We start from the raw sequence: 16,079 nt of genomic DNA, 5'->3' as shown, positions 1-16,079 counted from the left end.
TATACCACGTACATGCCGAAATCTTGTGATTGACGCAGCGATCAGGATCGGCATCAGCATACCGCATCGGTAACCTAACTACGGGCGAACCCTTGCTCTCACTGGATTATTTTCGGAAAAGAAGTTCACCGGCTAGGTTCGTCTCGGATTCGCCCTGTCCTTGCCATAACTATGCTGCCAATCGTTTCATGCCTGCACTTCAATAGGAGTTGCGCCCGTTGACGCTCTTCCAAGTTTACGCCCGAGCTTTGCAATATCTGACGAAGAACCGCTGGCGGGTCGCCGCGGTCGTCGTCGCCAACATTATTCTGGCCATCATCACGATTGCCGAACCGATTCTGTTCGGTCGAATCATCGACGCGATCTCCTCCAAGAGTGACGTCACCAACGTTCTGCTTCTGTGGGCAGGCTTCGGGGTCTTTAACACCGTCGCATTCGTGCTCGTTGCACGCGAGGCCGACCGTCTGGCCCACGGGCGCCGCGCTTCGCTGCTGACGGAAGCCTTCGGACGCATCATTTCAATGCCGCTGTCCTGGCACCACCAGCGCGGCACGTCGAACGCGCTACATACGCTGCTGCGTGCCTCCGAAAGCCTGTTCGGTCTGTGGCTGGAATTCATGCGAACGCATCTCGCGACCGCCGTTGCAATCCTGCTGCTGATCCCGACCGCCATCTCGATGGATTGGCGCCTCAGCATCGTGCTTCTGATCCTCAGCATCTTCTACTGGATCATCGGCGTTGCCGTGATGAAGCGCACGAAGGAAGGCCAGGCCGCGGTCGAAACCCATTACCACCAGGTTTTCAGCCATGTCAGCGATTCGATCAGCAACGTCTCTGTGATTCACAGCTACAACCGCATCGAAGCCGAAACTTCGGCCCTCAAGAACTACACCAAGGATCTGCTGAAGGCGCAGTATCCGGTGCTGGACTGGTGGGCTTTGGCCGGCGGCCTTAACCGCACGGCATCGACGGTCTCGATGGGCGTGATCCTTGTGATCGGCACTATGCTGGTGCAACAGGGCAAGATCCGCGTCGGTGACGTCGTCGCCTTTATCGGCTTCGCCAACCTTCTGATCGGCCGCCTCGATCTTCTGCGCCAGTTCGCAACCCAGATTTTCGAAGCCCGCGCCAAGCTCGAGGATTTCTTCGTTCTGGAAGATTCCGTCGAGGAGCGCGCCGAACCGACGGATGCACGCGATCTGGGAGATACGGTCCGGGGCGAAGTGGAGTTCCGCGACGTCTCCTTCGGCTTCTCCAACACGAGCCAGGGCGTTCACGACGTATCGTTCATCGCGCAAGCGGGGGAAACGATTGCGATCGTCGGCCCGACCGGTGCCGGCAAGACGACGCTGATCAATCTCCTGCAGCGGGTCTATGATCCGCAGCAGGGCAAAATTCTGATCGACGGCGTCGATATCGGCACCATCACCCGCAAGTCACTGCGCCATTCCATCGCGACCGTGTTCCAGGACGCGGGCCTGCTCAACCGCTCGATCAGCGACAACATCCAGCTGGGACGAGAAGGTGCAACGCGGGAGGACATCGTCCGGGCGGCAGAAGCCGCAGCTGCGGCCGAATTCATCGAAACGCGTCTCAATGGCTACGACACGACGGTCGGCGAGCGTGGCAACCGCCTGTCGGGCGGCGAGCGCCAGCGTATCGCCATCGCCCGTGCGATCCTGAAAAACGCACCGATCCTCGTTCTCGACGAAGCAACCTCGGCGCTTGATGTGGAGACGGAACAGCGCGTGAAGGCGGCGATCGACAAGCTGCGTCAGAACCGCACCACGTTCATCATCGCGCACCGGCTCTCCACCATCCGCGACGCCAACAAGGTCATCTTCCTCGAGGGTGGGCGGATTGCCGAAATGGGCACCTACGACCAGCTGAGCCGCAGCGGCGGCCGGTTTACGTCGCTCCTCACCGCCAGCGGCATCGTCATCGACGAGGACGAGGAAGGCCACAAGCTCCCGGTACCCGCCGAGCACGCCTAAGCTCTCGACCACTTATACCGATCGAACATCAGACTCCTCGCTTCCAGAAATGGAGGCGGGGGTTTTTTGTGAGGTAATGCGGGAGCACCGCTTTTTCGCGTGAGCTTCTGCCTACGCGGCTTTGCAAGTGCTTGCCATACAAAGCGCGTGAGCGGCGCGCGGGTTGGGTCCCGACCTGTTCCTGCCGGGATCCATGCCGCGCATTGTGAGCGGCATCCCGATCGGCTGGCACTATACGTGGACATCATAGCAGGACATCGCCCCTCCCCCGGATCGGCCGACACTTCTCCTCACCGGGCACAAACCAACAAAAAACCCCGCTGCCATTGCTGGAAGCGGGGTTTCTGTTTGGGATACCGGCAGGAGGCAGGACGTTCGACGTCCGGCGGGATCAGCTTTCTGCGGGCGGAGCCGGCAATGCGCTGGTCGTCGGCGCCGCAAGGTTCAAGCCGTTGACCGGATCGACAGCGACGCCACCGATCGACGCCTTGCCGTCCTTGACCACAATCTCGTGGGTGACACCATCGAGGGTAAGTTCGGCGGTAAAGCCGTCCCAGCCGCTCGGCAGGACCGGATCGACAAACAGCGTATCGCCAGCACGGCGGATGCCGAGAATGCCTTCGACCGCGGCGCGGTAGAGCCAGCCGGCGGAACCCGTATACCAGGTCCAGCCGCCGCGGCTCTGATAGTCGCCGGCACCGTAGACGTCGGCTGCAACCACGTAAGGTTCGACGCGGTAGGTTTCGGCGGCATTCCGGTCAAGCGCATGGTTGATCGGGTTGAGCATCTGGAAGCACTTCCAGGCATCGTCGCCGCGCTTCAGCCGGGCGAGCGCGAGCACGACCCAGATTGCACCATGGGTATACTGGCCACCGTTTTCACGCACGCCGGGTGGATAGGCCTTGATGTAGCCCGGATCCCTGCGCGTGTCCTGGAAAGGCGGGGTGAAGAGGCGGATGATACCCGCATCCTCGTCCACGAGCTTGTCCATGACCGCGTTCATAGCCTGCTCGGAACGATCCGGCCTGCCTTCGCCAGACAGCACACTCCAGGACTGGCCGAGCGAATCGATGCAGCATTCGTCGCTCTTGGCCGAGCCGAGCGGAGAACCGTCGTCGAAATAACCGCGGCGGTAATACGCACCGTCCCAGCCATCCGATTCCAGCGCAGCCTTCAGCGTATCGATATGCTTGCTCCAGCGATCGGCACGCGAACGATCCTTGCGGGCTTCCGCATAGGGCAGGAAGTTTCGAAGCGCAGCCGCCAGGAACCAACCGAGCCAGACGCTCTGACCACGACCGGCCATGCCGACACGGTTCATCCCGTCGTTCCAGTCGCCACCGAGAATGAGCGGAAGATCCAGGTCTCCGGTCCGCTCAACCGCGAGATCGAGCGCGCGTGCTGCGTGTTCGTAGAGATCGGCGACCTCGTTGGAGATCTCCGGCTGGATAAAGGCGTCGTGCTTGTTCTTTTCCAGCAACGGTCCGGTGAGGAACGGCAGCTTCTCATCGAGCATCGACAGATCGCCGGTCACCGACACATACTGGTGGATCGCGTAGGCAAGCCACACCACGTCGTCGGAGATCGTCGTGCGAACACCGGCGCCGGTGTTGGGAAGCCACCAGTGCAAGACATCGCCTTCGCGGAACTGCCGCGACGCCGCATTGAGGATCTGCTTGCGGGCAAGCGACGGCTCATGCAGCAGGAACGCGAGCGTATCCTGCAACTGGTCGCGGAAGCCGAAGGCACCCGATGCCTGGTAGAAGGCGGTACGGGCCATGATGCGGCAACCGAGTGCCTGATAGGGCAGCCAGTGATTGACCATGTTGTCGAGCGACTTGTCCGGCGTCGAGATCTTCAGGCGGCCGGTGAAACCGCTCCAGAAGCTGCGGTTCTCCGAAAGGATATCCTCGAACCGGTCGCCGCGAAGCGCCAGTGCAAGGCTTGCCGCCTCCTGCTTCGTGGCAGCATCGCCAAGGAAGAAGGTGACTTCGGTTTCTTCACCCGGCGCCAGTTCGACGTCGTAGGCAAGTGCTCCGCACGGGTCGCCGTCGAGATCGAGCGAGCCGCTGAGGCTTGAACCGGAAACAACCGCTGCCGGCAACTGCACCGAACCGAATTTGCCGACAAACTCCCGACGGCTTGCCGTAAAGCCCGACGGTGTCTCGTGCATGCCGAGGAAGGCAAAGCGCGAGAAGTTGATGCTGAACGGGTTGGTCGCAAACAGCGTGCCCGTCGCCTCGTCACGGCTGGACAGGATGAATGGCGAGGTCTTGGCAGGATTGGTGCCCAGCAGCCATTCGACATAGCCGTAGATGCGCAGCTTCTTCGTTTCCGAACCGGTGTTGCGAAGCTTCATATGCGAAAGCTTCGCGGACCGGTTGCGGTCCACCGTCTGGGTCAGCGACAGCTTGACGCCATCTTCCTCGGTCGAGAACACCGAATAGCCGAGGCCGTGACGGGTTTCGAACACGGTTTCCGGACGACGCGACAGAGCCGCGAACGGCGTGACCACGGTGCCCTTGTCGATATCGGCCACGTAGAAGCCTTCACCGGGACGGTTGATGACGAGATCGTTGGTCCACGGCGTCATCTGGTAGTCGCGCGAGTTCTGCGCCCAGGTAAAGCCTGCGCCTTCCGCGGAAACGTGGAAGCCGAAATTGTCGTTGGAGATGACGTTGATCCACGGATGCGGCGTCGACTGGCCGCCGTTGAGGCGCACGACATATTCGCTGCCATCTGCGGAGAAGCCGCCAAAACCGTTCCAGAATTCGACTCCGGCCGGACCTTCGCTGGTCTCGACGGGAGTGGAATAGATCTCGCCATTCAGCAGCGGACGGCGATCGACTTCGATCTCCTGATCCTTCGGTGGGGCGAAGATCGTGCTGGTCCGGTTCAACTGATCGCTGATGCGGCCGTTGCGCGCATGAAGCACGACGCGGGATGCGGCAATCAGACCATCGGCGCCGGCACCTTCGATCAGGTCGCGGCGCAGCGTGAAGACGTGCTGGCGTCCACCTTCCTGACCCATGCGGGCAGACATGTGTTCGATCGACGTCTGTACTTCCTGGGCACCCTCGGTTGCCCGCTCGTTGAAGATGACGAGATCAGACACAACGCCGCGCGAGCGCAGGTACTGCTGCGCAAGGATAGCTTCCTTGGCAACCGGCATGTCGTTTTCGTCATTGATGCGCAGCGTGAAGATCGGCAGGTCGCCGGACACCGCCGACGGCCAGAGGCCGGACTGTGCCTGCATGCCGGCCTTCAGCGTCGGTTGATCGGCCCGAAGCTGCATGTCCGGATAGACCAGATAGCGGGCGAGATGCTGGAAGGCCGCGGCATCCTGCGAAGTGACGCCGAGATGGCGCATCTGCACCTGCGTGCGGGTCCAGGCCTGGGTCAGTTCGTTCTGGAAGGTTTCGGCATGACGATAATGTTCGATCGCCTTATCGAGATCCTCGCGCCGTGGCGCGGCGATCGTCCAGAAGATAACGCTGACCTTCTTGCCCGCCGGCACACGAACCGTGCGGCGCAGCGACAGGATCGGATCGAGCGTGAAGCCGTCGGTGTTGGACAGCGACGCACCCGGATCGAAAGCCGCAGCTTCCGACAGCGTGCGACCCCGGCCGAGGAACTTGCGACGGTCGGTCTCGTATTCGGTCGGTCGCGAAGACCCGGCATTGTCGGCGGCAAGATGTGCCACGATCATGTCGGGATCGCTGAGGTCGCGCTTGTTGCGCCAGGCGCGGATGACGTCGCCACGCTTGCCGATCTCGGTGCGGATAAACATGCGTGAGAACACGGGATGGCCACTGTCGCCATCGTCGCCGGCAATCACAGGCTCCATGTAGGAGGTCACTTCGATGAAGCGGTCCTCGTCGCCCATGTTGAGCAACGTCACGCGACGGCCTTCGGCATCGTGTTCGGTGCCGACGATGACTTCGACCGTGCTGGTCAGTTCGCCGACCGTCTTGTGGAATTCGGCCTTTTCGTCACCGAACACCGTCTTGGTCTGCTCGCCTTCGGCGCGGCGCGGTTCGGCCGTGGTGGACCACCACTCGCCGGATGTCGTGTCGCGCAGGAAGATGAACTGCCCCCAGCGGTCTTCGGTCGGATCCGCCTTCCAGCGGGAAACCGAAAGGTTGTTCCAGCGCGAATAGCCGGAACCGGTCGCCGTCAGCATCAGCGAGTAATGGCCGTTGGAGAGCAGAACCAGTTCGCGGTCCTTGGTGGCCGGGTTGGTGACCGTGCGGATTTCCGGACGCAGCAGTTCGCCGCCGCCGGTACCTGGCTTTTCCTCGTGCTTGGCGCTCATCACAGGAATGTCGCGCGGTGCCTTTTCCTGCAGCAGCAGTTCCGCCGCTTCGATTACAGGATCGGCGTGGAAGAGTTCGCGCAGCAGACCGTTCATGACGACGTTGGCGACGGCTGCAATCGACATGCCATGGTGGTGGGCATAGTAGTTGTAGACGACCGCACAGCGCTTGCCTTCCGGCACGCGGGTCGGCGTGAAGTCGACCGCATCATGGAAGCCGTAGATGCCGAGTGCGCCAAGCTTGCGCAACTCGTTGAGGTTTTCGACGGCCGCGATCGGATCGTACTGGCTGGCGAGGATCGAGGCATAGGGCGCGATAACGGCATTCTGGCCAAGACCGCGTTTCAGACCGAGCGTCGGCACACCGAAGTTGGTGTACTGATAGTGCATCTGATGATCGAGCGCGTTGAACGCGGCTTCCGAAATGCCCCATGGCGTGCCGAGACGGCGGCCGTGGTTCATCTGTTCCTTGACGATCAGGTTGTTGGTCTGGTTGAGGATACCACCCTGACGCTCCTGCATGACGAGCGGCGGCATCAGGTATTCGAACATCGAACCCGACCACGACACGAGCGCACCGCGCGCGCCGATCGGCACGACGTGACGGCCAAGCTTGTACCAGTGCTCCGTGGGCAGATCACCCTTGGCAATCCCGAACAGGCTGGTGAGACGCGCTTCGGACGCGAGAAGGTCGTAGCAGGCCTCGTCGACCTCGTTGCTTTCGACCCGGTAGCCGATCGACAGAAGGCGGCGGTCCTTGCGGAACACGAACTTGAAGTCCATCCCGAAGGCGATCTTGCGGGCACGGTCACGCAACACGGCGAGACGGTCGCGCAGTTCCTCGATATTGCCGTTGTCGAACGTGCTGTCGCCGATATGCGCTTCGCAGACGGCAACCAGCGACGCTGCCCACTTGGTCACTTCCTCGCTCTGCGCGGAACGCACCTCATGATCGAGATTGTGCGACAGCTTCTGGATGTCGCGGGCAAGCACCGACAGGTTGATGATGCGGATCGAGGCGAACTCGTGCTCGCGCTTGACGGCGGCAAGCGCGTTGGAGAAGCCGATGATACGCTCCTCGAGACGGCGGCGCAGCGGACGCACGGTCTTGCGATCGTCCGGCAGCGACTTCAGCGTTTCTTCGAGAATGCCGACGACATCGCCGAGACCATCGAGATTGCCCTGGAGATGCGCAGAAGGCGCTTCCGCCCAGACACGGCAGGCAGATGAGATGGCGATCAGATGGCCAGCGAAATTGCCGCTGTCGACCGACGACACATAGCGCGGCATCAGAGGCTTCAGGGTATCGGTGTGATACCAGTTATACATGTGGCCGCGGAACTTGTCCGCACGCTCGACGGTCGCAAGCGTCTGCTCGATCCGTTCGATCGTTTCGGTAAACGAGATCCAGCCGAAATGCCGCGCCGAGACGATCGACAGAAGGTAGACGCCGATATTGGTCGGAGACGTCCGCTTGGCGATCGAGGGATTTGGCTTTTCCTGGTAGTTGTCAGGCGGCAGGTAGTTCTGCTCGGCCGTGACGAAGGTTTCGAAATAGCGCCAGGTCCGCCGCGCGATCTTGCGCAGCTCGACCGAGACGTTTTCCGGTACGAACAGCTTGTCTTCAGTCTCAGCGGACTGGCTGACATACCAGGCAACCAGCGGCGAGAAGATCCACAGGATGGCGAACGGAATGCCGACCAGGAACGCGTTGTCGCCCGGAAGTGCCGCAAGGATTACCGAGAGAACGGCAATCGCCGGCGCATGCCACATGGCACGGTAGTAATCGGTGGGGCTGCCCTGGGCGCCCGACTGGATCGAGGCCGCGGTCTTCCATTCCAGCATCAGCTTGCGGCTGACGAGCAGGCGATAGAGCGAACGGGCGATCGCATCGGTCATGATGCAGGCGGAATCCGCGATGAACACGATGCGCAATGCGACTTGCGCATTGGTGGAACGCACATCCGACCAGACCGAATAGAAATGGGCGCTCGTGACATTGTCGCTGGAGCGCGGAAGAAGGTTGGTGAGAAGCGAGATGGTGGGTGCCACGAACAGCGAGAAGATCAGCAGGATCTGCCAGATCAGCGCACCGAGCGGATCCATGAAGTACCAGCCGAGGATGGAGGCGAAGAACCATGCGATCGGGGTCAGCGACCGGCGCAGGTTATCGAGCATCTTCCAGCGGCCAAGAGCGCTGACGCCCCGCTTGGCTTCGAGAATGTAAGGCAGGAGCTGCCAGTCGCCACGCGCCCAGCGATGCTGGCGCGAGACCTCGACCTCGTAGCGAACCGGGAAATCCTCGACCAGCTCGACATCGGTGATAAGCGCGCAGCGCGAGAACGAGCCTTCGAGAAGGTCGTGCGAGAGAACGGCGTTTTCTTCGATACGGCCCTTGAGGGACGTCTCGAACGCGTCGACGTGATAAAGACCCTTGCCGGTAAACGAGCCTTCGGCCGTCAGGTCCTGATAGACATCAGAGACCGCAAAGACATAGGGATCGAGACCGCGGCCGACCGAAAACACGCGCTGGAAGACAGAGGCTTCCTTGCCGGTCGTCAATGACGGCGTCACGCGCGGCTGCATCAGACCGTAGCCGCGCACGACCTGGTGCGTATCAGGATCGATGACGGGACGGTTGATCGGGTGATGCATTTTGCCGACCAGCTTGGTCACCGCATCGCGGATCAGGCGGGTGTCGGCATCGAGCGTCATGACATACTGGACATTCTCCGGCACCATGTTGGCGCCCTGGAGATAGGTCGTGTCACGATCGCCGCGGAGCAGAAGATTGAGTTCGTGCAGCTTGCCACGCTTGCGCTCCCAACCCATCCAGGCGCCTTCGTTCGGGTTGAACAGGCGGCGGCGGTGCAGGAGGTAAAAGCGCGTCCCCGCCTCTTCCATGTAGCGGGTGTTCAGCGCTGCAATCTCGCGCTTGGCATATTCGAGGATTTCAAGATCAGCTTCCTGTTCCTCGAACTTGGCATCGCGCCAGTCGCTGAGGAGGGCAAAATAGATCTCGCCCTTGGGGTTGGCCAGATAATGGACTTCGAGATTGCGCACGAGTTCATCGACCGTATCCCGGTCGGCGATCAGGCAGGGCACCACGACCAGCGTGCGCGCCTCCTCGGGAATGCCTTCCTTGTATTCGTATCCGACAAGCCGGGCCGGTTTGACGAAATAGGTCACGACCGTATTGAACAGACCGGTCGCGCCTTCCGACGCGGGCAGCGCGAACATCAGAAGCAGGAAGAAGACGACCACCAGCGGAATGGCAGCCGCCACGAGGAAATAGCCGGTAACGGCGAGCGCCAGAAAGGTTAAAAGCATAACCGGGCCGCCGATGGCGAACCAGCCAAGCTTGCGGTAGGCGCGCACAGCCCGCTGCAGAAGCGGCGGCTGGTAGCCGACGGCCGTCTCCAGCTCCTTGCGGCGGCGCCCGACGATGAAGGCGCCGATATTGGTTTCGCGCTCGTCCGGATTGTGCGCCCGTGCTGCGATCGCAAGATCAACGGCAGCCTGGGTCACCTCGGCTTCGCTGCGCTTGGAAACGCGGGCGATCTTTTCGATGCGGCTGCGGAAGGCATTGCGCGAGCCGAAATCGAGCGCTTCGTAATCCGTGTGCTCGCGGAAGATCTTGTCGATCTGCGAGACCTCTTCGAACCAGACACTCCACTCCGTATCGTCGATCAGGCGCAGGCTCTTGATGATGTTGCCCATCGTCACGTTGCCGGACGACAAGCGGCTCTGTTCCGCCTGCATCACGGTTTCGACAGCCTTGCCGGACGCGACCAGCCGCTTCTCCAGCCATTCGATGGCAAAGCCGGAATTCTGCGAGGCATTGCGCAGGCGATAGAGGAACTGGCTGGTAAACGTGTTGTCGTCGGTAAGGCCTTCGAGGCTCTTCAGGAGCTCGGCACCGGCAGTCTCGTCGTTCAGACGAATGATCTCGTCGGCGGCATCGTTGGCGCGGCGGCGCATGTTGCGCGAGCGATCGACGCGGCTGGCGATACGACGCAGGTTCTCGATGAGAACGAAGCGGATGAACGATGGCAATGCCCAGAGTTCGCCGATCTCCAGCGGCTCGTCGGTCTGGTAACCCTCGACCATCTCGGCCAGCGTTTCGCGCGAAATGCTGCTGTGGGTGTGCGCTACATAAAGCCATGCCAGCGAGAGAACGCGCGGGATTTCCTGGCTGCCGATCTTGGTGGTCGGCAACTGCTTGAAGAATTTCTTCGGGAAGTCGCGGCGGACTTCCTGGATCGCTTCCTCGACGATGTAATAGTTGTCGAGCAGCCATTCCGCGGCAGGCGTGATCGAAGCACCCGCATCGACATCCTGCGCGGCGGCGCGATAGACCCTCAGAATTTCCTTCTCGTTTTCCGAGTGACGCGTGAAGAACTCGAATTTCATGAAGCCCGGCAGATCGGCTGCACCTTGCCGACCCAGCGTTTCTCCACATTGCCGAAGATCATCAGCCGTAAAATACGTCGCGCGGATCGAATCGTTATGATCGATCTGCTTGCTTTCCGTTTCGCGGGTAGAAGCCGAAGGCTGAATATCAGGGGACATGGATGAACTTCTGAATGAATTTCGTTTCACGAACTAAGATGCGAAGCATGAGATAGAGAGCGATCCTTATATTGCAAATCGTGGATCAATCGCTATCGCATCTGCTCACGCAGTAAGACATTGTCGGCTCTAGGGCCAACAGCCTGAATAAATGCTGAATGCGAGGCTGTTCATTTGCCTGAACGATGATGGCACTGCTAAACGTGAACGATACGAGTGAGCAGCTTGGACGCGTTTGCAGGCAGATAGGGTGATGGAACGATGACGATCAAGTTTACCAACGACATGAGCGAAGTTGTGGCAACCCGCCACTTTCTGCATCAGCATCCCGAACTTGGCCTCTCAGAATTCACCACTTCGGACTATATCGCGGCAAAGCTTGAGGAATTCGGTTACGCCGTCACCCGCGGCCTCGGCAAGACCGGCATCGTTGCGACCCTGAAGAACGGATCGAGCGATCGGTCGGTCGGCATTCGCGCCGATATCGACGCGCTTCCGATCGAGGAAGAAACCGGCGCGGACTATGCCAGCCTCAACAAGGGCGTCATGCATGCCTGCGGTCACGATGGCCATACCGCCATGCTTCTGGGTGCCGCAAAGATACTCGCACAGCGCAAAAACTTCGACGGCACACTCAATCTGATCTTCCAGCCGGCCGAAGAAAATTTCGGCGGCGCCAGGCTGATGATGGAGGACGGACTGTTCGATCGCTTTCCCTGCGACGCCGTCTTCGGCCTGCACAATGACCCGAGCCTGCCCTTCGGCAAGATCTTCGTCAAAGAAGGGCCTATCATGGCGGCGGTCGACGAATGCCGTATCGTCGTCAACGGCCGCGGCGGCCATGGTGCCGAACCGCAGGATGCCGCAGACCCGATCGTCGCCGGCGCCAGCATCATCATGGCGCTGCAGACTGTCGTTTCCCGCAACATCCATCCACTCGATCCGGCCGTCGTCACGGTCGGCGCGTTCAACGCCGGCATCGCCAGCAATGTCATTCCGGAGCGGGCAGAAATGGTTATCACCATCCGGTCCTTCGACCCTGCCGTGCGAGGAAAGCTGGAGGAACGGATCCGCGGTGTAGCAGTTGGCCAGGCGGCAAGCTACGGCATGACAGCGACAATCGAATATACCCGCGGCTACGACGCGACCGTCAACCACAAAGCGGAGACGGACTTTGTCAGGGACCTGGCGAAGAAGGTTGTCGGCCCGGAAAACCTTGCCGAAATCGAACGGCCGATGATGGGCGCCGAGGACTTCGGTTATTTCCTTGCAGAGAGGCCAGGCACCTATTTCTTCTTAGGCACCGCAAGAACCAAGAACGATCCCCCGCTCCATCATCCGAAATTCGACTTTAACGACGACGCCTTGCCGATCGGGACGAATTTCTGGGTGGAACTGGCAGAAGCCTATCTGCCGACGACACAGGGCTGAAACAATAAGCCTTCCGATCCGGGCGCGGATCGGATGGCTTCGTTGCTATTGAAACCTTGAATTTCGGAAACGTGTCAGGCGAGAATACCGAGCGTGACTGCCCCGATGAACACGAAGGCGGCAGTCACAAGGCCTGCATATGCTACCCACTGCCACCTGCTGACGACGCCCGGGGCGCGGTGAGGGAATGCCCGAGTATGATGCTGGATCGGCTGCATGCGAACCTCCCGGTTTTGTGTCTCTTCCCATGTAGTTTAGCTTAACTCTACCAAGCTGATAGAGATAACTTTCTCCTGAGCACCACGTTCCTTGGAAAATACTTTTTTCTTAACGCCCCAACGTGCCGGTTAACGGTTTATTATGCCTGCGGCCTAAAACGAGACCTCAGGCGGCAAACCTGTCGAGCGCCAGGCGGAAAACGTCCGGGTCGATATTGCCGCCCGAGCAGACCGCAATCACCGTCTCGCCAAGGCTCTCGCCATGGAAAAGCGCCGCCGCCAGCGCAACCGCGCCGCCCGGTTCAACGACGATCTTCAGACGGTTGAAGGCAAGTGCCACCGCATGCAGCGCTTCATCTTCCGTCACCACTATGCCCGGGTCGCAGAGACGCGACATGATCGGAAAGGTAATCGTGCCAGGCTGCGGCGTGACGATCGCGTCGCAGAGCGAACCTGATTGTGTGGCGTTCTTCTGGATCGTTCCGCTCGCAAGCGAACGGGTCACATCGTCAAAGCCTTCAGGTTCGCAGGGATGCACGGTAAAGCCCGGTGCACGTGCTTCGAGCGCCAGCGAAATCCCGGATATGAAGCCGCCCCCGCCGGTCGGCACCAGAACACTGGCCTGCGTGATCCCCTCTTCCGCAGCCTGTTCGGCGATTTCCAGACCTGCCGTCCCCTGCCCGGCGATGACAAGCGGTTCGTCGAATGGCTTGATGAGGGTCAGGCCTCTTTCGGTCGAAAGCTGCCGGCCGATCTCGTCACGATCCTCCCTGGCGCGATCGTAGAGCACCACTTCGGCGCCGTAGGCCCGCGTGTTTTCAATCTTGATGCGCGGCGCATCGGCGGGCATGATGATGACGGCCGGAATGCCATGCATCCTGGCCGCCAGCGCCACGCCCTGCGCATGGTTCCCGGACGAAAAGGCGATAACGCCCTTCGCGCGAACGTCCGCCGGAAGATACGAAATTGCTGACCACGCGCCACGGAACTTGAACGAGCCGGTCTGCTGCAGGCATTCGGGTTTGACGAAGATGCGGCGCCCGGCGATGTCATCCAGAAACGACGAGGACAGAAGCGGCGTGCGGCGGGCATGGCCGGAAAGACGGCCGCGCGCGGCTTCGATCATGGCAATATCGGTCATCGGGAAATCCTTGGGGACGAACAGGCGAGACCCCGAACCTATTCGCCGATGCTGCAGGCGTAAAGATGCCGACGGCCGACAAGTGCCGCTATCCTTCAGCCGTTGAACCGAGTTTCACCACCGTCTTGATTGGAAGATGGTCGGACGCGAGCCGCGCAAGCGGCGTGTCATGGGTCACGACCCTTTCGATCAGGCCCGGCCGGTTCGCCATGATGCGGTCGAGCGCAAGCACCGGCAGTCGCGACGGAAAGCTCGGCACCGCCGGCGGCAGGCCGAATACGGTGGCGAGTGTGTTGAGCGCCGAGCGGTCACCCAGCCGCCACTCGTTGAGATCGCCCATCAGCACTGTCGGATGCTCGTCGCGGGAGCCGATGATCTCGAGCAGCATGCGCGCCTGCTGCTGACGCGACCGGTTGAGAAGACCAAGATGTGCCGCAATCACGCGAAGTGTGCTGCCATCCTTCATCTCCAGTTCGGTGATCAGCGCCCCGCGCGGCTCCAGCCCCGGCAGTTTGACCTGATGCACGTCGCGGACGAGACCTTCGCGGAAAAAGATCACATTGCCGTGCCAACCATGCGCCTTGGCGACGCCGGAGATCGGCACCGGAAGCAGCCCCGTTTCACGCTCCATCCAGCCAAGATCAAGCAGTCCGCGACGTTCGCCAAACCGGCTGTCCGCCTCCTGCAGAGCAATCACATCCGCGCCGATTTCGCGGATCACGTGAGCGATACGTGCCGGATCGAACTTGCGGTCGATGCCGACGCATTTGTGCACGTTGTAGGAGGCGATCAGCATGCCGCTGTCTCTGTCATGCACGGAATGAACGCCTTCGCCGCGGTTCTTGCGGGCCTTGATCGATGCCAGGATGCTGGCCGGAAGGTTGGGACGTTTCTGATGCATGATATCGCGCTTCGGTCTTGCCGGTTTAAAGATAGGGCGATCCCAACCAAAGAACTTTCTCGATCAGGCGAACGGGAAACGGCCGTGATCTCAGGCTGTGAAGCGTCACCTCGGTCGAAGTGGAAATCATCAAGTCTATCCTTCGTTCCAAAGTTCGCGCAAAAGCCTCGTCCAGCACTTCCAGATCCACCTCGAAATTCAGCCGCAGCGAACGCGGATCGAGATTGGAAGACCCCACATAGGACCAGCGGCTGTCGACGGTCAGAAGCTTGGAATGATTGAAAGCGCCGCTTGCCCGCCAGATACGGCAGTAGTTCTTCAGCATCTGGTCGAACTGCGCCGTCATCGCACGATCGACAAGCGTCAGGTTGTTCGCGCCGGGCACCACGATATCAACCCGCACACCGCGCCTTGCCGCCGTAACCAGCGCGGTAATCAGCTCCCGGTCCGGCAGAAAATAGGGCGACACGATGCGGATCGATGACCGGGCGACGGAAAATGCGCCCATCAGCATCTTGTGGTTGGTCTCGACACTACGGTCCGGTCCGGTCGAAACGACCCGGGCAATGACCGCCTTGCCGGGTTCCGCCGCGGGCGCGACAAGCTCCCACGCATCATCTTCCAATGTCTCGCCCGTGGTGAACTGCCAGTCGGCTGCGGCAACGGCAAAAAGGTCGGCCACCAATGGCCCGGTAACCTTGAAATGCGTATCGAGCGAAAACCCATCGCCATTGAATTCGCTCGAGAAACTTTCGCGAATGTTGATGCCGCCGGTAAACGCGACGCGGCCATCCACGACCACGATCTTGCGGTGGGTTCGAAGGTTTGCGTAAGGCAGCCGCAAGCCGACAATGACGTTGCCGTTGAAGACGCTGACCCCGACGCCGCCATCGCGCAGCATGCCGAGTACGCTTGGAACCGAGTAGCGGGCGCCGACCGCATCGATCAGCACACGCACTTCCACACCCCGCTTTACCGCAGCAATCAGGGCCTCGACAAACTGGCGTCCGATCCTGTCCCGATCGAAGATGTAGGTTTCCAGAATGACGCTCTTCTTCGCCTTGCGGATTGCACCCAGCATGGCGGCATAGGCGGCGTCGCCGGTATCCAGCGAAAGAATCGAATTTCCGGATGTGAGGTGATGGGAAGTCACCCGGTCTCCCAGCGTCTTCATCGCGCGGAACCGGTGACCAAAATCCTTGATGATCAGTGCATCTGTCGCGTCGTAGGAGGCAAAATGTGCCCACTCGCGGCCCTGCAGCAGCGCGCGGCGGTCACTGATGACCGTTCGGCGGATGCGATTGACGCCGGCAAGCATATAGAGCGACGCGCCGATGATGGGCGACAGGACGATGATGCCGACCCAGCCAATCGCCGAGCGCACCTCTTCCTTCGTCATGGCCGCATGGATCGCGGCCGCCGTGCCGGCAACGAGCGAAAAGACGAACAGGATGTGCGGCCAGTAGGTATGGAAGAGGTCAAGCATGAGGCGAATATATGCACCCCA

The 16,079-nt window shown here is 60.8% G+C and carries 6 protein-coding genes; 2 read left to right on the top strand and 4 right to left on the bottom strand.

What is annotated here, in order from left to right; genetic code table 11:
- Nucleotides 1–218 precede the first annotated feature (218 nt).
- Complete coding sequence (locus ASF70_RS17415; protein ID WP_062581549.1) at nt 219–1,994, top strand: glucan ABC transporter ATP-binding protein/ permease; 1,776 nt, start codon at nt 219–221, stop codon at nt 1,992–1,994.
- 391 nt (nt 1,995–2,385) lie between these two features.
- Here ASF70_RS17415 and ASF70_RS17410 read toward each other — a convergent pair whose 3' ends face one another.
- Nucleotides 2,386–10,881: a glucoamylase family protein gene (locus ASF70_RS17410; RefSeq protein WP_062581547.1), complete on the bottom strand. Its 8,496-nt coding sequence runs from the start codon at nt 10,879–10,881 to the stop codon at nt 2,386–2,388.
- Nucleotides 10,882–11,142: 261 nt separating this feature from the next.
- Here ASF70_RS17410 and ASF70_RS17405 point away from each other — a divergent pair, with 261 nt between their 5' ends.
- Complete coding sequence (locus tag ASF70_RS17405) at nt 11,143–12,312, top strand: M20 aminoacylase family protein (protein ID WP_244474077.1); 1,170 nt, start codon at nt 11,143–11,145, stop codon at nt 12,310–12,312.
- A gap of 384 nt (nt 12,313–12,696) precedes the next feature.
- Here ASF70_RS17405 and ASF70_RS17400 read toward each other — a convergent pair whose 3' ends face one another.
- From ASF70_RS17400 to ASF70_RS17390, 3 genes are all read right to left on the bottom strand, one after another.
- Nucleotides 12,697–13,671 (bottom strand): threonine/serine dehydratase, encoded by a 975-nt coding sequence (locus ASF70_RS17400; RefSeq protein WP_062581545.1) that lies wholly within the window; start codon nt 13,669–13,671, stop codon nt 12,697–12,699.
- 88 nt (nt 13,672–13,759) lie between these two features.
- Nucleotides 13,760–14,572: an endonuclease/exonuclease/phosphatase family protein gene (locus ASF70_RS17395; protein WP_062462152.1), complete on the bottom strand. Its 813-nt coding sequence runs from the start codon at nt 14,570–14,572 to the stop codon at nt 13,760–13,762.
- Nucleotides 14,573–14,597: 25 nt separating this feature from the next.
- A complete protein-coding gene (locus ASF70_RS17390; protein ID WP_062581543.1) occupies nt 14,598–16,058 on the bottom strand; it encodes a phosphatidylserine/phosphatidylglycerophosphate/cardiolipin synthase family protein in 1,461 nt (486 codons plus the stop codon).
- Nucleotides 16,059–16,079: the final 21 nt, after the last annotated feature.

Source organism: Rhizobium sp. Leaf321 (assembly GCF_001423215.1).
GTDB lineage: Bacteria > Pseudomonadota > Alphaproteobacteria > Rhizobiales > Rhizobiaceae > Neorhizobium > Neorhizobium soli.
Note: the sequence above shows the minus strand (reverse complement) of the source record. Positions and strands in the feature narration are given on the sequence as shown.